This is a genomic window from Streptomyces sp. NPDC054047, from assembly GCF_055585065.1.
The window spans coordinates 106,905-131,259 of the sequence record NZ_JBVJKV010000017.1 but is presented as its reverse complement, the minus strand read 5'-3'; the positions used below and the strand labels follow the sequence as shown (position 1 = coordinate 131,259).

The window sequence follows — 24,355 nt, the reverse complement described above, 5'->3', positions numbered from 1 at the left end:
ACCACCGCACCGCGGCCGCCCACGGGGGTCTGGTCTCTCACCGCGGCGCATCTCGGCGCCAGAAGGGCTGGCCACCGCGCCCGAAGTGCTGGAGTACGCGGCAGGGAGCACCCTGGATACATGCAGACCGCGCCCATAATCGTGCACCCGCTCTCGCCCACGGGCGGGCGCAGGGTGACGGCGCGCGGGCAGATCCTCGGACTCGCGCACTCGGACGCGGACGTGGTCGAGTTCCTGCGCCGGGCCGGACTGCCGGACGCGGAGACGCTGCTCGACGACCCGGCGTGGGTGAAGTGGCGGGGCGGGCGGGCACACCACTACGAAGCGGCTTGACCGCGCCGCCGTTCACCTACGCTCCCCCGCTGGGCGTCAGCCTGTCAGCGAGTCGAAAAGGTTCCACGCCCAGGACAACGCACTGCCCTTACGGCGATGGCTCCGGGAGCAGTAGCGGCGCCTGCGCCACCGCCTCGCCTGCTCGACCGGCTCCCCGCACCAGCCGCACGGCCGCGGCCTGTTGACTCTCCTGCCCCGCCTTGCCCACCCCATGACGGGACTGTAGCGGCGTAGTCACCTGCGGCCGGACTGATCGACCGTACGAGCCGGCGTCAGACGTTCCGGCCCACCGGCCCGACCGTGGCGGCCGTACCCCAGACACCGAAGTGCCCTCCGCATGGACTCGGCTGAGACAGACTCGACATCGACACCACGGGTCCCGGACCAAACCGGGTCGCGGCCCCGACGCACTCTGGAGGACGACTCAGTGAAACGCATCGGCATCATCGGAGTGGGCGAGATCGGCCGGGCCATGGTGATGGGGCTGTGCGACGGGGTCGACCCATCGCCGGAGGTATTCCTCTCCCCCCGGGGAGCCCGTACGGCCGCGGAGTTGTCCTCGCGCTACGAGGGCGTACAGGTCTGCACCGACAACCAGGAAGTGATCGACCGCTCCGAAGTGGTGGTCATCGCCGTCCGCGGACAGGACCGGCATGAAGCACTGGCCGGCCTGCGGGTGGACGACGGCAAGACCGTGGTCAACGTGATGTCCGGCGTCGCCAACGACGACCTGCGCCGCATACTGGTCACCGACGCCGCGTTGGTGCGGGCCATCCCGCTGCCCTCCGTACGCGAGCGCCGGTCCGTCACGGTGACGTTTCCCTCCCACCCGGTGACGGACGCGCTCTTCGAACCGCTGGGTGGTGTGCAGCCGGTGGCGGACGAGGCGGCCTTCAATGTCTTTTCCGCGCTGACAGGAACGCTGACCACCCACTACGCGTATCTCGCCGCGCTCACCTCGTGGGCGGTCGGCCAAGGCATCGACTCCGACGACGCCGACCGCTACGTCCGCGGTCTGTTCCAGGGCGTGGGCCGCGCCCTGAGCGACGAGACCCGCTCCTTGCACCAACTCGCCGCCGACCACGAGACCCCGCGCGGCAACAACGAACGTATCCGCACCACGTGGTTCGACCCGGCCAACTCTCAAGCCCTGGGCAAGGCCCTCGACGGCCTTCTCGCCGATCTGTAGCAGCCCTGGGTGGGGGCGGCTCGCGGCTCGCGGCTCGCACGCGAAGCCGCCCTCTGACGCATGGTGCATAGGGATCACGCGTGGTGCGTGGGGATCAGACGGCGAGGGAGATCTCGGTCGACTTGATCAGGGCTACGACGGAGGAGCCGGAGGCCAGCTTCAGGTCGGTGACGGCGTCCTTGGTGATGGCGGCGGTCAGGACACCGCCCTGTACGGATACCTTCACGGACGCCATGGCGGCGCCGGTGGCGACGTCGGTGACGGTGCCGGGGATCTGGTTGCGAATGGACAGGCCCGCGACCGGGCCCGTCGCCAGGGAGACCTCGGTGGACTTCACGAGGGCCCTGACCGCGGAGCCCTCGGCGAGACCGAGCTCCTTGACGGCCTCCAGGGTGATCGCGGCGGTGACGTCCTGACCGCCGTCGAGACGGACCTTGACGGTCGCCATGACCTCGCCCGGGGTGACGGAGGTGACGGTTCCGGCGATCTGGTTGCGGATGCTCAGGCTCATGAAGGAATGCCTCACGGGAGATGTGCTGATGGTTTGTCAGGGTGCGTGTCTGTGGCGGTTCACACGTTAATGCCCCGAATCGAGTTCCGGCATCGCTCCACCGGATCGGCCTATCCGAAGGTGAAGGCATGGCCCTGGACGCCCGGGGCAAAGTGGTGCCGTCGCGGGCGGTCTGCAGCAGAGTGGTAGCAGCCAGGACGGAGACCACAGGAGGTCCACATGGCTGCCGCAGTGCTCTACATGTCGATGTCCCTCGACGGGTACATCTCGGGGCCGAACGACGAACCGGGCAACCCCGGCGGCGACGGCTTCGGTCGGCTGCACGCATGGGCCCTTGCCCCGGGCGGTGAGGGCTTCCGGACCGCCGGGGTGGCCGGGAAACTGCTGGCCGAGGTGAGCTCGACCGGTGCGGTCCTTGTCGGACGGCGGACGGCGGAGCAGGTCGACCACTGGGGAGGCGATCATCATGATCGGGGTGTGCCGATCTTCGTGGTCAGTCACCGGCCGCCCGGCCCCTTGGTCGCCGCCTATCCCTTGGTGACGTACGTGAACGACGGGATCGAGAGCGCGATGGCCCAGGCGAAGGCCGCGGCGGGCGGCCGGGACGTGCTGGTGCATGGCGCCTACACGGCGCAGCGGGCGCTGGAGGCCGGGGTCCTGGACGAGGTGCAGATCCATCAGGTGCCGGTGCTGTTCGGCGGCGGCAGGCGCCTGTTCGATGTCCTGCCCTCGCACATCGAGTTGGACGTCCTCCAGGTGATCGACACACCGGAGGCCACCCATATCCGCTACCGGGTCCGCCGCTGAGCCCGTCGGGCAGGGGCCTCCTGGTCGGGCACGGGCTTCCCGGTCAGGTGGGAGCGAGGCGCCGGGGGCAGGTTCGTGTGCTGCACCTATCCTTGCGCCATGCAGCGTTACACGATTGGGCAGGCGGCTCGTCTGCTGGGCGTCAGCCCGGACACCGCACGTCGGTGGGCCGATGCCGGGCGCGTGGCCACCCAGCGCGACGAGGGCGGCCGGCGCCTCGTCGACGGGAAGGACCTGGCGGCCTTCTCCGTCGAGCTCGCCCAGCACGGTGGTGAGGAGGACGCCTCCTACACCTCGGTCCGGAACGCCTTCCCGGGCATCGTGACCGCTGTGAAGCTGGGCGACGTCGCGGCTCAGGTGGAGATCCAGGCCGGGCCGCATCGCCTGGTCTCGCTGCTCACCCGGGAGGCCGTGGAGGAGCTGGGCCTCGAGGTCGGCATGGAGGCCACCGCCCGGGTGAAGTCGACGAACGTACATATCGACCGGGCCTGACACGGCGGACGGGACGTCCCCCTGTCCGTCCGTCGACCATGGCCCGTGCCCGCCGCAAGCGGGCCTCGGCCGTCTCGTCATCCGGCCCGACCTGCCCGGCAGCGGGCCGATCGGTTAGAAAGGTGGGCCCGGCCGTCTTTCCCCGGATGCCCCCGGGGCCTCTTCATCCCCACCGTCAATACCCGCCTCGAGGTCGTACGCGCATGCCCGCCGCCGCAGCTCCCTGGCTGCTTCTCGCCGTCTTCTCCGGCACCCTGATATCCCTGCAAGCGCGTATCACCGGCGAGCTCGCCGCCGGGCTCGGCGGCGACGGATTCGCCGCCGCGGTGATCTCCTTCGGCTCGGGGTTCGTGGTGTTGACGGTCGGCCTGCTGGTGCTGCGCAAGCCGCGCCGCGGGGTCGGCCTGGTGCTCGCGGACGTACGCGCGAGGCGGCTCAGGTGGTGGCAGGTGCTGGGCGGCTTCGGCGGAGCGGCCTTCCTGCTCGCGCAGGGGCTGACCGTCGGGGCACTGGGGGTCGCGCTGTTCACGGTCGCGATCGTCGCGGGCCAGGTCACCGGCGGGCTGCTCTTCGACCGGATGGGCCTCGGGCCTGCCGGACCGCAGCGGCCCACGCGGCGCAGGGTCGTCGGGGCGGTGCTCGTGCTCGCGGCCGTGGGCCTGTCGATGGCGGACAAGCTGGGCGGCGGGTTCCCGTTCTTGATGCTGTTGCTGCCGCTGGTGGCGGGCGTGTGCGTGAGTTGGCAGCAGGCGGTCAACGGGCATGTGAAGAACGCCGCCGGGTCCGCGTACGCGGGGACGTTCTTCAACTTCGTCGCCGGTACCGGCGCGTTGAGTGTGATCTTCCTGGTGCATGCCGTGGCCGTGGGGCTTCCCTCCCGCCTGCCGACCGAGCCGTACGTCTATCTCGGTGGCCTGGTCGGCATCTCCTTCATCACCATCGCGGTCGCCGCGGTCCAGAAGCTCGGCGTCCTGCTGCTCGGACTGTGCACGATCACCGGTCAGTTGGTCGGGTCGCTCGCCCTCGACCTCCTGCTGCCGCACGGTGATACACAGGTCACGGCGGCCACTGTCGCAGGCGTCGCGCTCGCCCTCGCGGCGGTCGCGGTCGCGGCGCTCTCGGGCGGGCGGACGGGGCGCGTCGTCGCTTCGAGCGGCGTGACACGTGCCGCCGTTTCGGAGCGAGTGGACGGCCCGGGCGCGGTCTAGCGACGGCGCAGCCGCCTCGCCTGATGCCACGTCGGCCGTGCTGCGCCGACACAACCTCCAAAAGCAAGGACGCACGCGCCACACCCTTTGGCTGATCAGCCAAGCATTTGCCATGCCGCTATGCGATTTCATGCGGCAGATGCAAGATGGCAGGCGTTGTTCGGGGTGCGGGTGCGGATACCGCAGCTCCGGCCAGGTCCGAAACGCGAGGTCCCCCCATGGTCATGCGCACCCACCACGACAGCGCCGGCGACATCGATGACCGCACCGTCGGCCCTTCGTACGCCTCCCTTCGCCGTCCCGACGAGCGCATCGCCCACTTCGTCGCCCGAGCCCTCGGTGATGCGTGCACCGTCCTCAACGTCGGCGCTGGCACCGGCTCGTACGAGACCACAGCGCGCACGATCACCGCGGTCGAAGCCTCCCTGGCCATGCGCGCCCGGCGTCCGGCCCAGCTCGCCACCGCCATCGACGCCGTTGCCGAAGATCTCCCCTTCGCCGACGGGCAGTTCGACGCGGCGACGGCCCTCTTCAGCGTCCACCAGTGGTCGGACCTCGAAGCCGGGCTGCGCGAGATGCGGCGCGTGACACGCGGCCCCGTCGCCGTCCTGACCTGTGACCCCGCCCGTGTGCGCGACTTCTGGCTCTACGAGTACGCACCTGACGTCCTGGAGACCGAGGCCCGCCGCTACCCCTCCCTGGACCGGCTCACGACCGCGCTCGGCACCACCACCGTCCAGCCCGTCCCCGTACCGCTGGACTGCACCGACGGCTTCAACGAGGCGTACTACGGCCGGCCCGAGCTTCTCCTGAACCCCGCCGCCCGCCAAGCCGGATCGGCCTGGAGCTTCATCGACGACCGCGCACGCCAGGACTTCGACATCTCCCTGCGCCGGGCCCTGGGCTCCGGCGCCTGGGACGAGGCCTTCGGCCACCTGCGCGGTCGGCCGACCTACGACGGATCTCTCGTCCTTCTGCGCTCCGCCCCCGCTTCGGGCGCGTGAGCTTGCGTATCGTGGGGGTGCGGGTGACCGGCGGTGGTCAGCAGCTTCCGGCGTCGTCCAGCGCCAGCCGGGCGAGTTCCAGGAACCGGCCAAGCTCCGCGTTGAGGTCTCCCGCCGCGTCGCGGCTTCGCCACAGGTCCTCTTCGTGCTCGTCGATCTCGTCCACCGGCACGGTGAGCAGGTCAGATGCGGCGCTGAAGGCCATTCGCGTCAGTACCAGGATCCGCTGGGCCTGGTCGGCGATCGGCGCCGGGCCCTCCACCGCCACGCGTGCGCAGAGATCAGCCAGTTTGTCGATCTCTTGTGGAAAGCCGTCGAGGTCCAGATCACGGGCTCTGTCCCGCCCGTTGACCTGGTCCAGTCGCCTGCCCATTCTCTGGATCTGCGCGACGACTTCGGCGTAGGCCCGGCTGCGAGGCTCGCGCCGGTCGCGTAAGTGCTCGAAGCGGATCTGTCGGTGGGCCTGCCTCTCCTGCGCGGTGGCACTCCACCACGCGGCGAGCACTGCCGCTCCCCCTGTCCCGAGGGCTCCCACCGCCGCGCCCAGTACCGCCGCCAGGCCTGCGTCCATGGTTGTCATTTTGACCTAACGCGTAAGCCCACGGGGGGTGTTGCCCGAAGGTGCTCCTGGCCTCGATCTGTGCCTCACATGCCGGGGAGCACGGGTGTGTGGAGGGCGTAACCCAAGGTGAGCGGGGTGTGTGACAACCGCGCAATGATCACTTCGTAACGTCGGTGGAGGAAGATCCGATCACGCCGACAGAAAGGGCCGCGGCCCGTGACGACACCCCCCACGCAGGTGCGGACGGTCTGCTCGTACTGCGGTGTGGGCTGCGGGATGCTGCTCGACATCGGCAGGGGCCCCGACGGGCGGCGCATGGTCCTCAAGGCGTCCGGCGACAAGGCGCACCCCGCCAACTTCGGCCGCCTGTGCACCAAGGGCGCCACCACGGCCGACATGCTGGCTGCCCCGGGGCGGCTGGCCACCGCTCTCGTGCGCCCCGAACGCGGGGCGCAGGCCGCCCCCGCCCCGATGGACACCGCGATCGCCGAGACGGCGCGCCGGCTGCGATCGGTGATCGACGAGCACGGACCCGACGCCTTCGCCTTCTACGTGTCCGGGCAGATGAGCCTGGAGGCCCAGTACCTGGCGAACAAACTCGCCAAGGGCTTCATCCGTACGAACCAGATCGAGTCGAACTCGCGGCTGTGCATGGCCAGCGCCGGCACCGGTTACAAACTCTCGCTCGGCGCGGACGGGCCGCCCGGCTCGTACCAGGACTTCGAGCGGGCGGACGTCTTCTTCGTCATCGGTTCCAACATGGCCGACTGCCACCCCGTCCTCTTCCTGCGGATGATGGACCGGGTCAAGACGGGCGGCGCCAAGCTGATCGTCGTCGACCCGCGCCGCAGCGCGACCGCCGACAAGGCGGACCTGTTCCTGCCGGTCCGGCCCGGGACGGACCTGGCGCTGCTCAACGGCCTGCTGCACCTGCTGTACGCGAACGGTCACACCGACCCCGCGTTCATCGCCGCGCACACCGAGGGCTGGGAGGCAATGCCGGAGTTCCTGGCCGACTACCCGCCCGCCACGGTCGCCGAGATCACCGGAATCCCGGAGGACGACATCCGAGCGGCGGCCCGCCTCATCGGCGAGGCCGGGCAGTGGATGAGCTGCTGGACCATGGGCCTCAACCAGTCCACGCACGGCACGTGGAACACCAACGCGCTGATCAATCTGCATCTGGCGACGGGCGCGATCTGCCGCCCCGGCTCGGGCCCGTTCTCGCTGACCGGCCAGCCCAACGCCATGGGCGGCCGGGAGATGGGCTACATGGGTCCCGGCCTGCCCGGCCAGCGGTCGGTCCTCGTCGACGAGGAGCGCGCCTTCGTCGAGGAGCTGTGGGAGCTGCCTGCGGGCACGCTCCGCAAGGACGGGGTGGGCCAGGGCACGGTCGAGATGTTCCGGAAGATGGCCGACGGGGACATCAAGGCGTGCTGGATCATCTGCACCAACCCCGTGGCCTCGGTGGCCAACCGCAAGACCGTCATCGAGGGCCTGGAGCGGGCCGAGTTCGTCGTCGCCCAGGACGTGTTCACCGAGACCGAGACGAATGCGTACGCGGATGTCGTGCTGCCCGGCGCGCTGTGGACCGAGAGCGAGGGCGTCCTGGTCAACAGCGAGCGCAACCTCACGCTCGCGCGGCCCGCGGCGGACCCGCCCGGGGAGGCGATGGCGGACTGGCGGATCATCGCCGCCGTCGCGCGGGCGATGGGCTACGAGCAGGGGTTCTCGTACGGCAGCGCGGAAGAGGTCTTCGAGGAGATCAAGCGGGCAAGGAACCCGAAGACCGGCTGGGACCTGCGGGGCGTGACCTACGAGCGGCTGCGGTCCACCCCGGTGCAGTGGCCGGCCGGGAGCGAGGACGGCCCCGACCGCAACCCGATCCGCTACGTGGACGAGGACGGCGGCGGTCCGTTCTTCCCCACGGCGAGCGGCCGGGCGGTGTTCTACGCCCGCCCGCACATCCCGGCCGCCGAGATGCCCGACGACGACTACCCGTATGTGCTGAACACCGGGCGGCTGCAGCATCAGTGGCACACCCTCACCAAGACGGGCAAGGTCGCCAAGCTCAACAAGCTCAACCCCGGGCCGTTCGTGGAGCTGCACCCGCACGATGCCACCGCGCTGGGCATCGCCGATGGCGACTCGGTGGAGGTCGCATCGAGGCGCGGCCGGGCGGTGCTGCCCGCCGTGCTGACCGACCGGGTGCGGCCGGGCTGCTGTTTCGCTCCCTTCCACTGGAACGACCTGTTCGGCGAGTACCTGAGTGTCAATGCCGTCACCAGTGACGCCGTCGATCCGCTCTCCTTCCAGCCGGAGTTCAAGGTCTGCGCGGTGTCGCTGACGAAGGTGGCGACTCCCGTGTCCGTGGCGAGCGCTCCGCCGGGCGCGGCGGAGACCCGCCCCGGGACCGTGGTGGACGCGATCGCCGCAGGGACGGCTGCACCGGCTGTCCTCGGTGACGGGCCCGCGGGGGTCTTCGGGCTTGATCCGGCACCGCCGCCCGTCCTGGCCGAGCACGAGCGCCAGTATCTGGTCGGGTTCCTGGCCGGGATCGAGTCGGGTACTCCTGGTGTGCCGGTGCTGCCGCTGGACGCCCCGTTCAGCCCCGAGCACGCGCTGTGGGTCAACGGTGTGCTGGCCGGCATGTACTCGCGCTCCGCCCCGGGCACGCCCACGGCCCCTACGGTGACGGCCTCCGCGCCCACCGCCTCCGCCGCCGCGGCCGGGCCCGTGCGGGAGGTCGTGGTCCTGTGGGCCTCGCAGACCGGCAACGCCGAGGAGTTCGCGGTGGCCACCGCCGACCGGCTCACCAGCACCGGTCACAAGGCCACCCTCGTCGGCATGGACGACGTGCACCCCGGACAACTGCCCACCGGCGCCGACGTCCTGTTGATCACCAGTACCTTCGGCGACGGCGACGCCCCCGACAACGGCTCCGGCTTCTGGGACGCCCTGGCCGCACCTGACACGCCCCGCCTGGACGGCGTACGGTATGCGGTCCTCGCCTTCGGCGACTCCTCCTACGCCGACTTCTGCGGTCACGGCCGCCGTCTCGACCAGCGCCTGGACACCCTGGGCGCGGTGCGGCTCGCCCCCCGGACGGACTGCGAACCCGACTACGAGCCCTCGGCCACGGCCTGGCTCGACCAGGTGCTGACCTCGCTGGCCGACGATGCGCGGACGGCCCCGGCGCTCGCACCCGCCGCCTCTCCTCCTGCTGCTGCTCCCGCTCCCGCTCCTGCTCCTGCTCCCGCATACCGGCCGCGACGGCCGGCCCCCGTCACCGCCCGCCTCACCGGCAACGAGCTGCTGAGCCTGCCCGGCGCCGGCAAGGAGGTCCGCCGCTTCACCTTCGACGCCCGCGACAGCGAGACCCCGCTGGTCTACGCGGCCGGCGACGCCCTGGGCGTACGCCCCGTCAACGCCCCTGCCCTGGTCGGCGAATGGCTGGCCACCACCGGCCTGGACCCGGCGGCCGCCGTGGAGCTGGGCGCCCCCGGCGCTGTGCCCTTCCACGAGGCCCTGCACCGGCATCTGGACATCACCCGCGTCACCGGTGACCTGCTGCGTTTCGTCGCCGACCGCACTCACGACCGCGTCCTGAAGAAGCTGCTGCGCCCTGACAACAAGGACGAACTGGCCAAGTGGTCCTGGGGCCGTCAGGCCGTCGACGTGATCGCCGAGCATCCCGTCCGCGCGGCAGCCCAGGAGTGGGCCCAGGTGCTCAGGCCCTTGCAGCCCCGCCTGTACTCCATATCGTCCAGCCCGCTCACCGATCCCCACCTCGTCTCGCTGACGGTCTCCGTCGTCCGCTACGAGAACCCGGCGGGACGGCCGCGCCAGGGGGTCTGCTCGCCCTTCCTCGCCGACGCGGACCCCGACATGCCGGTGCCGGTCTTCGTCCGGCCCTCCCCGAAGTTCCGGCCGCCGGCCGACCCCGCCACCCCCATGGTCATGGTGGGTCCCGGCACCGGCATCGCCCCCTTCATCGGCTTCCTCCACGAGCGTCGGGCACTGGGTCACCGCGCGCCCAACTGGCTGCTGTTCGGCGAGCAGCACCGGGCCACCGACTTCTACTACGAGGACGAGCTGACCGCCTTGCTCGCCGACGGCACCCTCAACCGCCTGGACACCGCCTTCTCCCGCGACCAGCGCGCCAAGGTCTACGTCCAGGACCGGATGCTGGAGCACGGCCCCCAACTGTGGTCCTGGCTCCAGGACGGGGCGCACTTCTATGTGTGCGGCGACGCCTCGCGCATGGCCAAGGACGTCGACCGGGCCCTGCGCGACATCGCCACGGCCCACGGCGGCCTCGACGAGGAGGGGGCCGCCGCGTACGTCAAGCAGCTCGCCGCCGACAAGCGCTACGTCCGCGACGTGTACTGATCCGCCGCGGGTGCGCGGCCTGTGCGTGCCCCGCAGGTGCAGGGTGACACCGGCCGCCCCGCGCGCGTGGCGTCCCGGCCAAGACCCTGGCCCTGGCCTAGAAACACCTGCATGTGCCACTACTGCGGTTGCCGAGAGATCCCTCTGATCAAGGAGTTCATCGCCGAGCACGAGCGGGTCACAAACGCCGCGGGAGATGCGGTCCGCGCCCTGGAGCGGGGTGACCCGGTCCGCGCACGCGCCCTCGTGGACGTCATGGCCCGCGAGCTGGACTCCCACTGGCGGGGCGAGGAGAACGGCCTGTTCGCGGTGATGCGCAAGGATTCCGAGTACGCGGACTACATCGCGCACCTGGAGCGCGAACACCGCGAGCTGGCCGCCCTGTTGCCCGCGCTCGACCTGGCGGACCCCGGCGACGTGCGCACGCTGATCGAAGCCGTCGACGAACTGCACCGGCACATCGCCAAGGAGGAGGACGGCCTGTTCCCGGCCTCGCTCACCGCACTCGACGGCGACGAGTGGAACCTGTCGATGGCGGCCTGGCGCGAGGCGCATCCTGCCTGAGCATCTCGGGGCGCAGGTGGGGCGCGGGCGTTGGTCCCTTCCCGTGGACCGGTGGCGCGTCCCGGCCGCCCTGCCGCCGTGCGGTCCTCGCCCCCGATAGCTTCCGCGGCCATGGACACCCTCATCCTCGGCGGCCTCCTGGCCACGCTGTACGCGCTCCACCGCCAGCGCTCCCGGGCCGTACTGCTCGGCGCCTGGTGGATCGTGCTCGTGCTCACGATCCTCCTCCTCGCGCACCACATCACCAGCAGCCTCAAGCTGGGGCTGAGCTACTGATGAGCACCCTGACCGCCCCGCGGCCGGACACCGACCGCTCCCCCGCCCTCGGCAAGGTCCAGTACTGGTTCGCCTGCTTCTTCGCCGTCGGCTGGACCGGAGTGGTCTGCGGCGGGCTCGGCGTGCAGTTCCTCGACTGGGACTATCCCTGCCCGCTGTGCATGGTGCAGCGCATGCTCATGCTGCTCGCCGCGCTGGGGGCGGCGTACATCGTGCGCCGGGGCATGACCGGCACGATCACGGGCCGCGACTACATGACGGGCTGGGGTCTTGCTCTGGTCGCGGTGATGTGCGGCGGCTTCGCGTCCTGGCGCCAGACGATGCTGCACATCCTGCCGGGCGACAAGGGCTACGGGGCACCGGTGCTCGGTCTGCACATGTACGTGTGGGCCTGGATCCTGTTCATGGCCTCGGTGGTGGCGATCGGCATCGTGATGTCCTTCGCCCACTCGACGGCCGCCGCCTCGGTGCCTACGTCGGGGGTGTACGGGACGGCGGGCCGGATCGTGCTCGGCTTCCTCGCCCTGGTGATCGCGGTGAACCTGGTCGCGGTCTTCCTCCTGGAGGGCTTCCACTGGTTCCTGCCGGACGACCCGGACCGCTACCGCTTCTTCTACGACGTCGGAATCCTGGACTGAGCGAGCGGGAGGGCGCCCCCGACCACGTTGACCAGCGTGCCGGGCCGACTGACCGCCACGGCAGGACACCTACCGCTGAGAGAACGTCGCTTCAAGAACGTCTTCGGCGCTCAGGACGCCGCATAGCGGGTGGCGACCTCGGCGGCTCGGTCGCGCAGGGCGGTGCGCAGCCACTGCGGGGCCAGGACTTCCGCTTGGGTGGCGAGTTGCCACAGCGCCCATTCGGCGTGCCGCGCATCCTGGAAGGTCACCTCCAGCCGCAACCAGCCGTCTGTGTCCGCTCCTTCGGCTTCTTCGGCTCCGGCGTCTTCGGCTTCTTCCGCGAGAACGGCCAGTGCGGTGCCCACCAGGTCCTCCCGCAGCGAAGGGGCCACCCGTACCAGCGCGGTGACTTGGTCGCCACCGGTGCGAAACCGCGTGCTGCGTTCCTGCCAGGCCCGGTCCAGGTCGACCCGGTCCGGTCGCTGTGCGGGTTCGGCGAGTTCCTGGGCGGCCACGATCCGCGACAGCCGGTAGGTGCGGTCCTCGCCGGATCTCGTGGCCAGCAAGTAGCCCTGGTCGCGCACGGTCACCAGGCCGATCGGGTCCACCGTGCGCCAGGTCGCCGTCCGGTCCACCGCCGCGTAGTGGATGCGCAGCTTGTGTCCGGCGAACACCGCGCGCCGGACCTCGGCCGCGATGGGGTCGGGCACCTCCTCGGCGACCAGCCGACGCGAGAGGAGGTCGGCCTCAGGGTCGATGAGCAATCGCTCGGCCACGCCTGCCACGGTGTCCCGATGGCTTTCGGGCAGCGCGTCCACCACCTTGAGCATGGCCGAAGCGAGCGCCGAGCCGAGACCGAACGCCTGGGCGCCGCGCCGTGATCCGGCGACCAGCAGGGCGAGTGCCTCCTCGTGGTTCAGGCCGATGAGCTCGGTCCGGAAACCGGGCTGCAACGCGAACCCGCCGTGCCGGCCGCGTTCGGCGTAGACCGGCACGCCGGCGGCGGACAGCGCCTCGATGTCACGCAGCACGGTGCGGGTGGACACCTCCAGCTCGCGGGCGAGCGCGGTCGCCGACAGCCGACCGCGCTGGCGCAGCAGCAGAACCAGAGAGACCAACCGATCGGCGCGCATGCGAGAACGGTAGAGGAATACGTGACACAGGGTGTCGCGATTTGCTGGGAGGCTCCACGGAGTGCCCCTCGGAGAGCCTGAGCGGCCACTTCCACGGTCCGGGCCACGCACGCAGCTACCGCTGGGCCGAACCCGGCAATTCACTCACACGAAGGAGCATCCGGTGGGGTCTCAACTCAATCCGTACATCAGTTACGACGGGAACGCGCGGCAGGCGATGGAGTTCTACCAGGAGGTCTTCGGCGGCAAGCTGGAGATCGGCTCGGTCGCGGATTTCGGCGCACCGGACTCTCCCGACGCCGACAAGATCATGCATGCCCGGCTCGACACCCCGGACGGATACACGCTGATGGCTTGGGACGTGCCGGAAAGGGTGCCCTACCAGCCGGGCAACAACATTTCGGTCTACCTCGGCGGCGACGGCGGCGAACTCCGGTCCCATTTCGAGAAGTTGGCCGCCGACGGGACTGTGATCATGCCTCTGGAGAAGCAGGCGTGGGGTGACGAGGCCGGCACGCTCGTGGACCGGTTCGGGATCACCTGGATGGTCAACATCACTCAGCAGCAAGCCTGATCGACCACGAAGTCACCTCGGTGACGGACGAGTTGGACGCCAGGTCGCATGGGATCGGACAGCACCGCCCGCGCGCGAATCTCCAGCCGCGCGACCGCTCTCCTCTCCTGCTCGGCCGGCGTTCACTCGCCCCCGACGCGAACCGACCGGCGGCATCCTCAACTCGCCGCCAGGCCTGGCTGATTCACCCTCGTTGTCCGCCGCGCCGCACCCCCTCCACCTCTACAGTGCTGTAGATTCTTGGCGGGTCCCGTGCTGCGGGCCCGAACCGGTGACACGGAGACGGAGGAGGAGAGCAGTGGGCGTTTCTCTGGCCAAGGGTGGCAATGTCTCGCTCAGCAAGGAGGCCCCGGGGCTGACGGCCGTGCTGGTCGGTCTGGGCTGGGATGTGCGGACCACCACCGGCACCGACTACGACCTCGACGCGTCCGCCCTGCTGGTGGACGAGTCCGGCAAGGTCCCCTCCAGCCAGCACTTCATCTTCTACAACAACCTCAAGAGCCCGGACGGTTCGGTCGAACACACCGGTGACAACCTCACCGGCGAGGGGGAAGGCGACGACGAGATCGTCAAGGTGAACCTCGCGACCGTGCCCGCCGAGGTCTCGAAAATCGTCTTCCCGGTGTCCATCCATGACGCCGAGAGCCGCGGGCACAGCTTCGGCCAGGTGCGCAATGCGTTCATCCGGGTCGTCAACCAGGACGGTGGCGCCGAACTCGCCCGCTACGACCTGTCCGAGGACGCCGCCACCGAGACCGCGATGGTCTTCGGCGAGCTCTACCGAAACGGCGAGGAGTGGAAGTTCCGTGCCGTGGGCCAGGGTTACGCCTCCGGCCTGTCCGGCATCGCCTCCGACTTCGGCGTCGACGTCTGAGTCCGTCGCAGGTCTCCGCGTTGCTCCTTCTCCCTCTCCCTCCTCCCCCTCCCCCTCCCCCTCCCTCTCCGAGCCAAGGCGGCCGCACATGTCATCGGTGAACCTGTCCAAGGGCCAGCAGATCAGCCTCAGCAAGTCCGACGGCGGCGCCTTGAGCGTCGTACGCATGGGGCTCGGCTGGCAGGCCGCCCCGCGCAAGGGCTTCCTCGCCAAACTGACCGGGAACCGTGAGATCGACCTCGACGCCTCCGCCGTGCTCGTCGCCGGCAAGGAGGTCGCCGACGTCGTCTTCTTCCAGCAGCTCACCAGCAAGGACGGCTCGGTCCAGCACAGCGGTGACAACCTCGTCGGGGGCACCGGGCAGGGCGACGACGAATCCATCGTCGTCGACCTGCAGCGCGTCCCGGTGCACATCGACCAGATCGTCTTCACCGTCAACTCCTTCACCGGGCAGACCTTCGAAGAGGTCCAGAACGCCTACTGCCGTCTCATCGACGAGCAGACCGGCCAGGAGCTCGCCCGCTACACGCTCACCGGCGGCAGCAAAAACACCGCCCAGATCATGGCCAAGGTCCACCGCTCCGGCAGCGGTTGGCAGATGGCCGCCATCGGCGAACCGGCGTCCGGCCGCACCTTCCAGGACCTGCTCCCCGCGATCATCCCCCACCTGTAGGCGCCTTGCGTCAGCTCAGCTGATCCAGCCGGCGCAGGAAGACATCGGCCACGCCGTTGGTGTCGTCGGGTACGAGGTTGCCCGCCGGGGAGTCGAACACCACCGCGCCGCCCTCGTCGCTGACGCCGGTCCGCGACCCGGGCTCGGTGTCCTCGGACACCGGCTCGCTCTCACCGCTGATCAGGCGCACCTCCCCCGTCTGCATGTCCCGCAGGAAGACGTCCGCGCTGCTGTCCCCGTCCTCCTCAGGGGCGAGGTTGGAGGCAGCGGAGGTGAACGCCGCGTAGCGCCCGTCCCGGCTCAGCGAGACGCCGCCGCTGTCCCCATTGGCCGGTGTGCCGTCCGGGGCGGCACTGACCAGCCGCATGCGCTTCGTCTCGCGGTCGTAGAGGAAGACGTTGTGCGAGCTGGTGGGGGCCGGCCCCTCGGGGCTGAGCGATCTGGAGGCCGAGGTGAACGCCACATGGCGGGCGTCACCGCTCAGGGCGGCGTCCCAGGACGGGGTCTTGCGGTTGTAGCTGTGCGGGATGCTGATGAGTTCCGTGGTGCCCTTGTCGCGGTCGCGCAGGAAGATGTCCGTGGCGGAGGCGTGGTCTTCCTCCTCGGTCAGGTTGGAGGCGTTGGAGGTGAAGGCGAGGTACCGGCCGCCGGAGTCGCCCGCGAACGCCGGGGCGAACGCGTCGCCTTCGCCCTGCTGTCCCGCGCTGGAGAGCTGTGCCAGCTCCGTGGTCTTCTTCTTGCGGTCGTAGAGGAAGACGTCGTCCCGCTTGTTGGCGTCCCCCGCGACGAGATCCTCGGCGCCCGACGCGTAGGCGACGTAGCGGCCGTCGCTGCTGACCGCGGGGTCGTACGTCAGGTTGGTGCGCAGCCCTTCGTAGGAGGCGCCGGTGGGGCTGATCCGTTGGGTCTTGCCGGTGTCGCGGTCGTGCAGGAAGACGTCGTCGAGGTCGTTGGGGTCGCCGTTCACGAGATCGTCGGCGGTGGAGGTGAAGACCACGTACCGCCCGTCGGGACTGAGCGCGACCTCCCGTACGACACCGTGGCTCGCCTTGCCGTTGCTCTTGACGCTGACGCGTTCCGTCGTCCCGGTGCGCAGATCGCGGACGAAGGCGTCGGGCGTGCCGTTGGTGTCGTTGGCGACCAGGTTCCGGGATGCGGAGACGAACGCCACGTATCGGCCGTCCGCGCTGATGGCGGGGTTCGTGGAAGCGGCGTTGCCCTGGGCGCCTGCCGGGCCGACGCTCACCCGCTCGGTGCGCGGCGCGGCGGCAGGGGCGGCGGACGCGCCCGCGGGTGAAAGCACGGTCACGGCGCAGAGGGCGGCGAGCGCGGCGCCGGCGGCCGTCACGCGCTGATGAACGGTCATCGTTCCTCCTGTGTCGACAGCGGTCGGTCTCCATGTGCCGTCCGGGCCCGCGCGGAAGGAGAAGGGCATGGCAGAGCGTGTCGATCCCCGTGTGCTGTCCCCCTGCGGCGTCCCCCGGGGGCTCTGCCCCCGGCCGGTGCGAGCAAGTCGGCCGGCTCGGCCGCGCAAGAACGCATGCTCGCGCCGGACACCCCGGCCATCAGCCACTACGGCGATCGGTCATGACCAGGTGCACCGCAGGCGAGCGAACACCGGGAAACGCCGGGGGTCAATGTGTCGCGTGCCCTCCGCGGTGCGGATGCGTCGGTTGCATCAGCGGGTCAGGACGCTTCGGCGGACTTTTGTGCCGTACTCACGCGGAATGGGCAACCATCGTCGCTGCGCTGCGGCCCCGGCCCGCAGGGCCGTACGGAAGCGAGGACCACACGCCGAACCGCTGCTCGGCGCCGTACTCCTCGAAGCTCCTCGAACCGCTCCCCTCGGTGAATCCCGGCTTCGCCGCGAGGCGCATCGCGCGGTCGTCGGCGCTCCGGGTGCAGAGCACCGCCGGCTCGCCGGGGAATGTGTCGGCGAACCAGTCGCGTACCGCCGCGCATGGCTCGGCGGCGTACCCGCATCCCCACGCCTCCGGCAGGAACAGGTAGCCGAGTTCGGCCTCCGCGGCATCGGGTCGCACGTGCCCAGGACGCTCTGCGTCGCGCCGATCGAACCCGACCAGCCTCTCGGTCCTCATCGGGGCAGGCGGCCAGGCGACGGGGCCGAGTCCCGTCATGGCGGCAACCTCGCCCCTGTCAGTGCCATGCCACACGGACGAACGCGCGCCGCCCGCCGGATGCGGCGAGGGCGGAAGCAGCATGCGCCCATGGGATCACCCATGGACCACCCGTGGATCACCCCCCCGGACAGCCGCAGCGCCCCACCGCCTCGTCAGAGGTCAGGTGAGGCGCTGCGGTCAGGGCCCGCCAGCCCTAGAAGTCCATGTCGCCGCCCGGCTTGGCACCGGGCTCAGGGCGCTGGTTCCTCTCGGTCCTCTCGACGTCGGTCTGCTCGTCCTGCCGCCGGGGCTTCTGAGCGTTGCGCTCCTGGTTGCGACGGGCGCGGTTCTTGTCCTGGGGGGACTGGCGGTTACCCATGTTCGTTCCTTACTTTCGGTGCACGCACCATTGCGTGCAGTAACAGATCCAGTGCAACCCCACCTTCGAAAGCTGGCCCATACAAGTACCTCCGGGGCCTTATTCGGCGGCGCCCGACCGGCCCGATCAGGCCTCCGGCCCTACCCAGCCTCCGGCCCTACGGTCGTGGTCGCGCGAACCGCGTCCGCGGCGGCGACAACTCCGCAACTCCCCTTGGCGTCGCATACGTTGGGCCCATGCTGATCACATTGGGCGAGCCGCGCAGGCTCGGTGTCCCGGCCGCCGAGGCGAGGGTGCGCTTTGAGGCGGAGCAGCGGGAGACCGGAGGCGGGCCGGGGCGCAGGGTGCTCGTGGTCGGCACTGGGGCCTGACGCACTTCCTCCTCGACGGTCACCACAGCTCGAGGCCGCGGCCGCAGCCGTGCGCCCGGTGCGGCTCCTGTCGCTCCTCACCCTGGGCGCCGGCCTTGCCACGCCTGAAGACCGCGCCCGCCTGGCTGCCCTGCGCGCTCAACTCCGCTCGGCACGAGCGAGCAGCACCTGAACAGGCACATGGACCCGGACATGGACATGGACATGGACATGGACAATCGTGGGCCCCGTCGCCCCCGGTGGAATCCCAGTCGAGGACCGTCCGTCACTGTGCGTCGCGCAGCCGCAGCAGGTACGCCGCAGTCAGCGCCACGGCACGGTCGGCGTCCTGCGACAGCTCCACGAGGGCACGTGAGGCCGTCGTCCCCGGCACGCCCGCCAGGGCCTGGGTCAGCCGTCCGCGTGCGGGCTCCTCAGTGGCGCCGTGGGCGAGGCGGTCGACGAGCTCGGTCGCGATCTCCTCCGACGTCGCCGTGTCGCTCGCCAGCACGCTCAGCGCATCGGCGGCGTCGGTGTCGTTCCTGCCCTCCACGATCATGTCGATGAGCGTCGGGACCGCTTCGGCCACTCCACGCACCCCGAGCGCCAGGGCCGCGTACCCACGGACCACGGCATCGGGGTTCCCCAGCGCGTCCCGCAGGTGCGCGGCGGCCTCAGCTCCGGGCAGCTCGGCGAGGGACTGGACCGCACGCTTCCGTACCGCGCTCACCGGTGAGCCGAGCCCCTCCGCGAGCAGTGCCGTGCCGCCGTCGCCCGATCGCGCCAGCGCCCATCGAAGGGCGCCGGCGACGTTCGGCTCCGTCTCGCTCAGTGCCGCCTCGACCAGGGCCTCCACCGGTACCGGAACGTCGTCGACCGAGGAGAGGGCCGCGCGCTGACGCGCGTCGGCGCTCTTCGACCCCAGCGCCTGGAGGAGCGCGACGACCTGGAGGACGTCCTCCCAGCCGCTCGGTTCCGCGGCGTCGATCCGGCGCAGCCGCGTGAGCAGCTCGGTCTCCGCCGCGATGCGTGCGCGTGACTGCTGGATGAGGTCGCCGACGAGTGCCGAGGGCGCGAAGCCGGGGTCGTCGAGCGCGCGCCCGATCTCTCGCAGCGACAGGCCCAGCGTCCGCAGGCTCTCGATGTGGAAGATCCGGCGGATGTCCTCCCCGGAGTACTCCCGGTAGCCGGAGCCGGTACGGCCCGATGGACGCACCAGACCGAGCGACTCGTAGTGCCGGAGCATGCGGGCGCTGACCCCGGACCGTCGCGCCACCTCACCGATCAACACGCCCTATCGTCCCTCCTGTCCGGACCCGCCCAGGGCCACGACGCGCTTCGCCTCCTCGACGGCGAACTCGAACCCGGTGTCCGGCTCGCGCAGCAGCCGTTCGGTGGCGAGTGCGTGCGTCCGCATGCGTGGGTCAGACGCCATCGTCGCAGCATGCAGTGCCGCCACACTCTCTTCGCCCAGGGCGACCAGCGCCCGGCTGAGGCTCAGCTGTGTCTGCCGCCCGCCGCGACCGAGCTGTGTCGCCAACACCGCTGCCAGCGCGGACTCCTCGCCTTGTGGCACGAGCACTACCGCGGCCCGCCAGGCGCTGCGTGCCACCTCGTCGTCGGCGTCGGACAACAGCGCCCGGGTGATGGCCGGCCACGCCTGCCGGTCGCCGATCTTGGACAGCGTGTGCAGCGCCTGGCTGCGCGCTTGCGAGTGCCGCGAGCGGACTTCGCGGAGCAGTACGGGAAGCGTCACGGGCGCCGGGTGGCGGGTGAGGGCCCAGGTCAGCATGTCGCGTACGTAGAACTCGGGCTCGAGTGCGCACCGCTCGATGAGCTTGTCGACGAAGCCCGGGTCGGGCGTCGTGCCGACCGCGAGAGCGGCCCGCAGCCGTACGGAGGAACGGTCGTCCTCCAGCCCGCGGAGTGCGCGTAGCGCATTCGGGTCCTGTCTTGTGGTCGTCATCGAGACCACCTCCTTGGCAAGGAGTGAAGGCCTTGTCACCGTGTCAAGGTCAAACAGGTCCCTGGGCGAGCACCGGTCACTTCGGTGGAGATTCATTCCCCGACGGCCACCGCCCCCGCCTGGAACGTCTTGCGGTACGCCTGCGGCGACACTCCGATGGCGGCATGCAAGTGCTGGCGCAGGGACGTACCGGTGGCGAAGCCGACCTCCGCCGCGATCCGGTCGACCGGCAGGTCGCTGGACTCCAGCAGGTGCCGGGCCCGGTGCACCCGTTGCTGGATCAGCCACCGGCCGGGGCTCGTGCCCGTCTCCTCCTGGAAGCGGCGCGCGAAGGTGCGGGGGCTCATGCGGGCGTGGGCGGCCAGTTCGCGCAGGGCGAGCGGTCGGTCGAGGTGTTCCAGGGCCCAGGCGCGGGTGGCGGCGGTGCCGGTGGCGCCCTCGTCGGGTATCGGCTGTTCGATGTACTGGGCCTGGCCGCCCTCCCGCCACGGTGGCACGACGCAGTGCCGGGCGACGCGGTTGGCGATCGCGCTGCCGTGGTCGGCGCGCACCACGTGCAGGCATACGTCGACTCCGGACGCGGCCCCCGCCGAGGTGAGTACGTCGCCGTCGTCGACGAACAACACGTCCGGGTCCAGGGCGACATGGGGGAACATCTTGCGGAAGTGGTCCGCGAGTGCCCAGTGCGTGGTGGCGGGCCGCCCGTCGAGCAGGCCGGCCGCGGCGAGCGTGAAGGCTCCCGTGCAGATGGACACGAAGCGGGTGCCGGGCCTGATCCGGGCGAGCGCGTCGCGCACCGGCTGCGACAGCTCGGCGGTGATGAGCCGCAGGTCGTAGGGCGGCAGGACCACCGTGTCCGCGCTCTCCAGCGCTTCGGGGCCGTGCCCGACGGTGATGGTGAAGTCGGCGTCGGTCCGCACCGTGCGATCGTCCGTCGCCGCGCAGGTCACCACCTCGTAGGCCCCGGGGACCAGCGTGAAGACGCGGTTCGGGATGCCCAGCTCGAAGGGGTAGACGCCGTCGAGTGCGAGGACGACCACGCGGTGCGGGCGGGCGGCGAGGAATTGCATCGAGGATCGCGTCGAGAATTCCGTCGAGGATTGCGTCGAGGCCATGGCACGATTCTATCGCTGAATGGCTATCTTGCCATTGCCCAGGTCAGGCCCGTGCCGCAGTCTTGAGCCATGACCAAGAACACCGCTTCTCAGTCCGCAGAGCCGACCCCCTCGACCGAGCCGACCATGAAGGCCATCCGCCAGGTCGCCCTGGGCGACCCCGACGTCCTGCAGGAGGTCGACGTCGCGCGCCCCAGGCCCGGCGTCGGCCAGATCCTCGTAGCCGTGCACGCGGCGGGGGTGAACCCGACCGACTGGAAGCACCGCCGGTTCGGCGCCTTCCTGGGCGAGCCGCCGTTCACGCTCGGCTGGGACGTGTCGGGCGTCGTCGAGGCGGTCGGCATCGGCGTCTCGCTGTTCAAGCCGGGCGACGAGGTGTTCGGCATGCTGCCCTACCCGTACGGGGCCGGTTCGCACGCCGAGTACGTCACCGGGCCCACCCGCGCGTTCGTGCCCAGGCCCGCCGGCCTGAGCCACATCGAGGCGGGCGCGCTGCCGCTGGTGGCGCTGACCGCCTGGCAGGCCCTCGTCGACAACGCCCATGTGGAGGCGGGGCAGCGGGTGTTGGTGCATGCGGCGGCCGGTGGCGTGGGCCATGTCGCGGTGCAGATCGCCAAGGCGCGCGGCGCGTACGTCATCGGCACGGCCTCCGCCGCCAAGCACGACTTCGTGCGCGGCCTGGGCGCGGACGAGGTCATCGACTACCGCAGCGCCGACTTCGTGAAGGAGGCCCGCGACATCGACGTGGTCCTCGACCCGCTGGGCGGCGAGGACCGGTTGCGCTCCCTGGAGGTACTGCGGCCGGGCGGCATCCTGGTGTCGATCCTGCCGGGCAACTTCGGTGAAGTGAGCGCGCGCGCCGCCGAGTTGGGCGTGCGGGCCACGGACATGCTGGTGGAGCACGACCAGGCGGGTATGGCGGCGGTCGCGGCGCTCGCCGAGTCCGGACAGCTGCGGGTCCACGTCTCGGACACGTACCCGCTCGCTGATGCGGCCAAGGCGCACGCGCAGGGCGAGACGGGCCGCGTCACGGGGAAGCTGGTGCTCACGGTCCGCCCGTAGGCTCCGCGACGGTGCCCCCGGCCGACCCATCGGCCGGGGGCGTGCTCGTCTGGCCTCGCCGTCGGCGCTCCGTCCGTCGTTCGAAGCCCGGTCGACCTCCGGCTCGGCGATACCCACGGCCCCCGGCACCCCTACGGCAGCGGGGAGGTCGGCCCCTGCTCCACGAACCCGCAGCCACCTCCCAGGAGCGGCTCATCGCGGGCCTGCACCGCCTGAAGGCGGCCCAGGGCTACCTGCTCCTGGACTACCGGTAGAGGGCGGGCCGCTCGACCAGCGCGACCTCGACCCGTCCGCCCTCCCGCTGGGACACCAGGCCCGCCCCGCAGACGACCGCGGCGGCATAGCCGTCCCAGGCATCCGCTCCGGTGGTCTCGCCCCGGCGGGTGGCGTCCACCCAGGCCTGCACCTCGCGGTCGTAGGCGTCCTCGAAACGCTCGATGTAGTCCGGAGGGACGCGGCCTCCCCAGCGGCCGTCGGCGCTCACCCGGGGCCCTGGTTCGTCCCCGATGCGCACGGTGCCCCGCTCGCAGACCGCCTCGGCCTGCACTTGGTAGCCGTAACCGCAGTGGCCGAAGATCTCGACGTCGACGAGCGCGCCCGCCGAGGTCTCGAAGAGAACGAGCTGAGGGTCGTTCATTCCGGCAGGGGCCAGCGACGACGCGGCGGGCTTGTGCACGGTGACCGCCGTGATCTCCTGGCCGAGCAGCCAGCGGGTGGCGTCCACCTCGTGCGCGACGGAGCTGGTGATGAGCATCGCGTCGGTGAACCCCGGTGGCATGTCCAGGTTGCGGTGCCGTTGGTGCAGCATCAGCGCCGCGCCCAACTCGCCGCTGTCCAGAAGCCTTTTGAGCTTGGCGTACTCGGTGTCGAAGCGCCGCATGAAGCCCACCTGGATGCGGCGGCGCCCGTGACTCTGCTCCGCTTCCACGACCCGCAGGGCCGACTCCGCATCCGGGGTCATCGGCTTCTCGCACAGCACCGGCAGATCACGGCCGAGGGCCTCGATCAGGACCGCCTCGTGGGCAGGTCCGGGAGAGGCGATGAGTACGGCATCCACGTCGTCGGCCGCCAGGGCGGCCGCCGGTTCGGTGTAGGCCGTGCACCCGTCGATCGCGTCGGCGAGGGCCTTCGCCCGGTCCGCCTCGATGTCGACGACGGCCGCAACCCGCGCTCCGCTGATGACGTCGTGGAGCCGGCGCACATGGTCGGCGCCCATCTTCCCGGTGCCGACGACGGCCACACCGAGTCCTCGCTGAGATGGCATGACTGGGATGTCTCCCCTTCCGGTACGGGACGTTCCCGCACCTCGTCTCCAGCGAGAGAACCCTCATTCCGCTTCAGCGTCAACGTCGGCAGGGCCGTCATTCTCACTCGCTCACTCGGCTGAGGAGAGTGCGGGAGACCTCGCAGCGAGGGCGTGCCGGGTCGGTGTGCTCGGCGTGCTCGATGTCGGGCGGATCAGGCCGAGGGTGCCGACCGCCAGTGCCCACGCCAGGATGGGAAATGCGGCCACCCTCTCCATGCCGCCCATGCCGAGTCCGAGGTACTGGTGGGAGAGGAAGAGCCCCAGGGCCACGAGTGCGACAAGGCCCAGCACACTGGTCGCGCGGCGCAGCACACGAGGAACGGCGGCCGAGGAGCCAAGTCCCGCCAGGAAGAGGCCGATGTTGCCCAGCGCCATGATGAGCAGGGCGCCCAGGACGTGCTGGTTCTCGTTCACGTCGGCGGGGGCGAGGCCCGCCATGACGAACCCCACTCCGGCACCGGCCAGCAGTACCCGGGCCATGACCGCGACGAATCCTCTGCGCCACAGAGAAGCGCCGGTCAGGATGACGCCCACGACGAGCAGAGCGCCCAGGACGATGAACGCCGCGTTCATCAGGTCGTGTTCGGGCGAGCAGACGTAACGCGGTTCGGGCTCCGCCTGCCGGGCGCAGTGGGCGTTGCCCAGGTCACTGATGTTGAAGCGTGCCCAGCTGTACGGTTTCGCCCACGCCGACTGCGCGATCCCATGGATGACAAAGAACTGCACAACACCCACGATCCACGCCACGCACCCGATGCGTGCCATCAACTTCTCGCGCTTGGTCCGCTCAATTTCCATGCGTACAGCGGATCATGAAGCGCCGGCCTGGGGCACTCCGACGATCC

The 24,355-nt window shown here is 70.6% G+C and carries 26 protein-coding genes; 15 read left to right on the top strand and 11 right to left on the bottom strand.

Annotated features, from left to right (window positions below; translation table 11 throughout):
* Window positions 1–120: 120 nt before the first annotated feature.
* Entirely contained in the window at window positions 121–333 is a 213-nt protein-coding gene (locus ACZ6ZP_RS40700) for a hypothetical protein (RefSeq protein ID WP_351167965.1), read from the top strand.
* 427 nt (window positions 334–760) lie between these two features.
* Entirely contained in the window at window positions 761–1,522 is a 762-nt protein-coding gene (locus tag ACZ6ZP_RS40695) for an NAD(P)-binding domain-containing protein (RefSeq protein WP_469410399.1), read from the top strand.
* Between the two features lie 94 nt (window positions 1,523–1,616).
* On the opposite strand, the gene ACZ6ZP_RS40690 is transcribed toward ACZ6ZP_RS40695, so the two are convergent.
* Window positions 1,617–2,033 carry a TOBE domain-containing protein gene (locus ACZ6ZP_RS40690; protein ID WP_399978266.1) on the bottom strand — a complete coding sequence of 139 codons (417 nt, stop codon included), beginning with the start codon at window positions 2,031–2,033 and terminating at the stop codon, window positions 1,617–1,619.
* Window positions 2,034–2,252: 219 nt separating this feature from the next.
* Between ACZ6ZP_RS40690 and ACZ6ZP_RS40685 the strand changes: the two genes are divergently transcribed.
* The 4 genes from ACZ6ZP_RS40685 (at window position 2,253) to ACZ6ZP_RS40670 (ending at window position 5,544) form a co-directional block, all read left to right on the top strand.
* Entirely contained in the window at window positions 2,253–2,840 is a 588-nt protein-coding gene (locus tag ACZ6ZP_RS40685) for a dihydrofolate reductase family protein (RefSeq protein ID WP_361471060.1), read from the top strand.
* 99 nt (window positions 2,841–2,939) lie between these two features.
* Window positions 2,940–3,332, top strand: coding sequence for a TOBE domain-containing protein (locus ACZ6ZP_RS40680; protein WP_351167973.1), 393 nt, complete (start codon window positions 2,940–2,942; stop codon window positions 3,330–3,332).
* A gap of 203 nt (window positions 3,333–3,535) precedes the next feature.
* Window positions 3,536–4,540, top strand: a complete 1,005-nt coding sequence (locus tag ACZ6ZP_RS40675) for a DMT family transporter (protein ID WP_469410398.1) — start codon at window positions 3,536–3,538, stop codon at window positions 4,538–4,540.
* Between the two features lie 218 nt (window positions 4,541–4,758).
* On the top strand, window positions 4,759–5,544 hold the full coding sequence (locus tag ACZ6ZP_RS40670) for a class I SAM-dependent methyltransferase (RefSeq protein WP_399978274.1): 786 nt from the start codon (window positions 4,759–4,761) through the stop codon (window positions 5,542–5,544).
* 37 nt (window positions 5,545–5,581) lie between these two features.
* On the opposite strand, the gene ACZ6ZP_RS40665 is transcribed toward ACZ6ZP_RS40670, so the two are convergent.
* Entirely contained in the window at window positions 5,582–6,115 is a 534-nt protein-coding gene (locus tag ACZ6ZP_RS40665; protein ID WP_469410397.1) for a hypothetical protein, read from the bottom strand.
* A gap of 267 nt (window positions 6,116–6,382) precedes the next feature.
* Between ACZ6ZP_RS40665 and ACZ6ZP_RS40660 the strand changes: the two genes are divergently transcribed.
* The 4 genes from ACZ6ZP_RS40660 (at window position 6,383) to ACZ6ZP_RS40645 (ending at window position 11,976) form a co-directional block, all read left to right on the top strand.
* Entirely contained in the window at window positions 6,383–10,498 is a 4,116-nt protein-coding gene (locus ACZ6ZP_RS40660; protein ID WP_469410411.1) for a molybdopterin-dependent oxidoreductase, read from the top strand.
* A gap of 111 nt (window positions 10,499–10,609) precedes the next feature.
* Window positions 10,610–11,062, top strand: coding sequence for a hemerythrin domain-containing protein (locus ACZ6ZP_RS40655; protein ID WP_351167982.1), 453 nt, complete (start codon window positions 10,610–10,612; stop codon window positions 11,060–11,062).
* 111 nt (window positions 11,063–11,173) lie between these two features.
* Window positions 11,174–11,338, top strand: a complete 165-nt coding sequence (locus ACZ6ZP_RS40650; protein WP_366463262.1) for a DUF5993 family protein — start codon at window positions 11,174–11,176, stop codon at window positions 11,336–11,338.
* Window positions 11,338–11,976, top strand: coding sequence for a disulfide bond formation protein B (locus ACZ6ZP_RS40645; protein ID WP_366463261.1), 639 nt, complete (start codon window positions 11,338–11,340; stop codon window positions 11,974–11,976). Before ACZ6ZP_RS40650 ends, ACZ6ZP_RS40645 begins: the two co-directional genes overlap by 1 nt.
* A gap of 110 nt (window positions 11,977–12,086) precedes the next feature.
* Here ACZ6ZP_RS40645 and ACZ6ZP_RS40640 read toward each other — a convergent pair whose 3' ends face one another.
* A complete protein-coding gene (locus ACZ6ZP_RS40640; protein ID WP_361471078.1) occupies window positions 12,087–13,091 on the bottom strand; it encodes a helix-turn-helix transcriptional regulator in 1,005 nt (334 codons plus the stop codon).
* Between the two features lie 163 nt (window positions 13,092–13,254).
* Between ACZ6ZP_RS40640 and ACZ6ZP_RS40635 the strand changes: the two genes are divergently transcribed.
* The 3 genes from ACZ6ZP_RS40635 to ACZ6ZP_RS40625 all read left to right on the top strand — a co-directional run bounded on the left by ACZ6ZP_RS40635 (window position 13,255) and on the right by ACZ6ZP_RS40625 (window position 15,212).
* A complete protein-coding gene (locus ACZ6ZP_RS40635) occupies window positions 13,255–13,665 on the top strand; it encodes a VOC family protein (protein WP_351167990.1) in 411 nt (136 codons plus the stop codon).
* A gap of 298 nt (window positions 13,666–13,963) precedes the next feature.
* Complete coding sequence (locus ACZ6ZP_RS40630) at window positions 13,964–14,539, top strand: TerD family protein (RefSeq protein ID WP_469410396.1); 576 nt, start codon at window positions 13,964–13,966, stop codon at window positions 14,537–14,539.
* An 88-nt stretch (window positions 14,540–14,627) separates the two neighbouring features.
* Window positions 14,628–15,212, top strand: a complete 585-nt coding sequence (locus tag ACZ6ZP_RS40625) for a TerD family protein (protein WP_351167994.1) — start codon at window positions 14,628–14,630, stop codon at window positions 15,210–15,212.
* A gap of 10 nt (window positions 15,213–15,222) precedes the next feature.
* Here the strand turns inward: ACZ6ZP_RS40625 and ACZ6ZP_RS40620 are convergent, their stop codons facing one another.
* From ACZ6ZP_RS40620 to ACZ6ZP_RS40610, 3 genes are all read right to left on the bottom strand, one after another.
* Window positions 15,223–16,578 carry a TolB family protein gene (locus ACZ6ZP_RS40620; protein WP_366463260.1) on the bottom strand — a complete coding sequence of 452 codons (1,356 nt, stop codon included), beginning with the start codon at window positions 16,576–16,578 and terminating at the stop codon, window positions 15,223–15,225.
* 352 nt (window positions 16,579–16,930) lie between these two features.
* Window positions 16,931–17,350, bottom strand: coding sequence for a GNAT family N-acetyltransferase (locus ACZ6ZP_RS40615; protein WP_469410395.1), 420 nt, complete (start codon window positions 17,348–17,350; stop codon window positions 16,931–16,933).
* A 196-nt stretch (window positions 17,351–17,546) separates the two neighbouring features.
* On the bottom strand, window positions 17,547–17,711 hold the full coding sequence (locus ACZ6ZP_RS40610; protein ID WP_351168000.1) for a hypothetical protein: 165 nt from the start codon (window positions 17,709–17,711) through the stop codon (window positions 17,547–17,549).
* A gap of 236 nt (window positions 17,712–17,947) precedes the next feature.
* On the opposite strand from ACZ6ZP_RS40610, the gene ACZ6ZP_RS40605 reads away from it, so the two are divergent.
* Complete coding sequence (locus ACZ6ZP_RS40605) at window positions 17,948–18,082, top strand: hypothetical protein (RefSeq protein ID WP_351168002.1); 135 nt, start codon at window positions 17,948–17,950, stop codon at window positions 18,080–18,082.
* A gap of 265 nt (window positions 18,083–18,347) precedes the next feature.
* Here ACZ6ZP_RS40605 and ACZ6ZP_RS40600 read toward each other — a convergent pair whose 3' ends face one another.
* The 3 genes from ACZ6ZP_RS40600 to ACZ6ZP_RS40590 form a co-directional block, all read right to left on the bottom strand.
* Entirely contained in the window at window positions 18,348–19,352 is a 1,005-nt protein-coding gene (locus ACZ6ZP_RS40600; protein WP_469410394.1) for a MerR family transcriptional regulator, read from the bottom strand.
* Between the two features lie 3 nt (window positions 19,353–19,355).
* Window positions 19,356–20,027 carry a HEAT repeat domain-containing protein gene (locus tag ACZ6ZP_RS40595; protein WP_469410393.1) on the bottom strand — a complete coding sequence of 224 codons (672 nt, stop codon included), beginning with the start codon at window positions 20,025–20,027 and terminating at the stop codon, window positions 19,356–19,358.
* 92 nt (window positions 20,028–20,119) lie between these two features.
* Complete coding sequence (locus ACZ6ZP_RS40590) at window positions 20,120–21,097, bottom strand: GlxA family transcriptional regulator (RefSeq protein ID WP_351168274.1); 978 nt, start codon at window positions 21,095–21,097, stop codon at window positions 20,120–20,122.
* A gap of 114 nt (window positions 21,098–21,211) precedes the next feature.
* Here ACZ6ZP_RS40590 and ACZ6ZP_RS40585 point away from each other — a divergent pair, with 114 nt between their 5' ends.
* A complete protein-coding gene (locus ACZ6ZP_RS40585; protein ID WP_351168007.1) occupies window positions 21,212–22,204 on the top strand; it encodes an NADP-dependent oxidoreductase in 993 nt (330 codons plus the stop codon).
* A 244-nt stretch (window positions 22,205–22,448) separates the two neighbouring features.
* On the opposite strand, the gene ACZ6ZP_RS40580 is transcribed toward ACZ6ZP_RS40585, so the two are convergent.
* Together ACZ6ZP_RS40580 and ACZ6ZP_RS40575 are read right to left on the bottom strand one after the other, a co-directional pair.
* Complete coding sequence (locus ACZ6ZP_RS40580; RefSeq protein WP_366463255.1) at window positions 22,449–23,468, bottom strand: Gfo/Idh/MocA family protein; 1,020 nt, start codon at window positions 23,466–23,468, stop codon at window positions 22,449–22,451.
* A 111-nt stretch (window positions 23,469–23,579) separates the two neighbouring features.
* Window positions 23,580–24,308 carry a DUF998 domain-containing protein gene (locus ACZ6ZP_RS40575; protein WP_366463254.1) on the bottom strand — a complete coding sequence of 243 codons (729 nt, stop codon included), beginning with the start codon at window positions 24,306–24,308 and terminating at the stop codon, window positions 23,580–23,582.
* Window positions 24,309–24,355 lie beyond the last annotated feature (47 nt).

Bases quoted from the DNA above. Each gene is read 5' to 3' on its own strand.
- ACZ6ZP_RS40700 (WP_351167965.1), top strand. From the start codon at position 121: ATGCAGACCGCGCCCATAATCGTGCACCCGCTCTCGCCCACGGGCGGG.
- ACZ6ZP_RS40690 (WP_399978266.1), bottom strand. From the start codon at position 2,033: ATGAGCCTGAGCATCCGCAACCAGATCGCCGGAACCGTCACCTCCGTC.
- ACZ6ZP_RS40685 (WP_361471060.1), top strand. From the start codon at position 2,253: ATGGCTGCCGCAGTGCTCTACATGTCGATGTCCCTCGACGGGTACATC.
- ACZ6ZP_RS40680 (WP_351167973.1), top strand. From the start codon at position 2,940: ATGCAGCGTTACACGATTGGGCAGGCGGCTCGTCTGCTGGGCGTCAGC.
- ACZ6ZP_RS40675 (WP_469410398.1), top strand. From the start codon at position 3,536: ATGCCCGCCGCCGCAGCTCCCTGGCTGCTTCTCGCCGTCTTCTCCGGC.
- ACZ6ZP_RS40670 (WP_399978274.1), top strand. From the start codon at position 4,759: ATGGTCATGCGCACCCACCACGACAGCGCCGGCGACATCGATGACCGC.
- ACZ6ZP_RS40665 (WP_469410397.1), bottom strand. From the start codon at position 6,115: ATGGACGCAGGCCTGGCGGCGGTACTGGGCGCGGCGGTGGGAGCCCTC.
- ACZ6ZP_RS40660 (WP_469410411.1), top strand. From the start codon at position 6,383: ATGCTGCTCGACATCGGCAGGGGCCCCGACGGGCGGCGCATGGTCCTC.
- ACZ6ZP_RS40655 (WP_351167982.1), top strand. From the start codon at position 10,610: ATGTGCCACTACTGCGGTTGCCGAGAGATCCCTCTGATCAAGGAGTTC.
- ACZ6ZP_RS40650 (WP_366463262.1), top strand. From the start codon at position 11,174: ATGGACACCCTCATCCTCGGCGGCCTCCTGGCCACGCTGTACGCGCTC.
- ACZ6ZP_RS40645 (WP_366463261.1), top strand. From the start codon at position 11,338: ATGAGCACCCTGACCGCCCCGCGGCCGGACACCGACCGCTCCCCCGCC.
- ACZ6ZP_RS40640 (WP_361471078.1), bottom strand. From the start codon at position 13,091: ATGCGCGCCGATCGGTTGGTCTCTCTGGTTCTGCTGCTGCGCCAGCGC.
- ACZ6ZP_RS40625 (WP_351167994.1), top strand. From the start codon at position 14,628: ATGTCATCGGTGAACCTGTCCAAGGGCCAGCAGATCAGCCTCAGCAAG.
- ACZ6ZP_RS40620 (WP_366463260.1), bottom strand. From the start codon at position 16,578: ATGACCGTTCATCAGCGCGTGACGGCCGCCGGCGCCGCGCTCGCCGCC.
- ACZ6ZP_RS40615 (WP_469410395.1), bottom strand. From the start codon at position 17,350: ATGACGGGACTCGGCCCCGTCGCCTGGCCGCCTGCCCCGATGAGGACC.
- ACZ6ZP_RS40610 (WP_351168000.1), bottom strand. From the start codon at position 17,711: ATGGGTAACCGCCAGTCCCCCCAGGACAAGAACCGCGCCCGTCGCAAC.
- ACZ6ZP_RS40605 (WP_351168002.1), top strand. From the start codon at position 17,948: ATGCTGATCACATTGGGCGAGCCGCGCAGGCTCGGTGTCCCGGCCGCC.
- ACZ6ZP_RS40595 (WP_469410393.1), bottom strand. From the start codon at position 20,027: ATGACGACCACAAGACAGGACCCGAATGCGCTACGCGCACTCCGCGGG.
- ACZ6ZP_RS40590 (WP_351168274.1), bottom strand. From the start codon at position 21,097: ATGCAATTCCTCGCCGCCCGCCCGCACCGCGTGGTCGTCCTCGCACTC.
- ACZ6ZP_RS40585 (WP_351168007.1), top strand. From the start codon at position 21,212: ATGACCAAGAACACCGCTTCTCAGTCCGCAGAGCCGACCCCCTCGACC.
- ACZ6ZP_RS40580 (WP_366463255.1), bottom strand. From the start codon at position 23,468: ATGCCATCTCAGCGAGGACTCGGTGTGGCCGTCGTCGGCACCGGGAAG.
- ACZ6ZP_RS40575 (WP_366463254.1), bottom strand. From the start codon at position 24,308: ATGGAAATTGAGCGGACCAAGCGCGAGAAGTTGATGGCACGCATCGGG.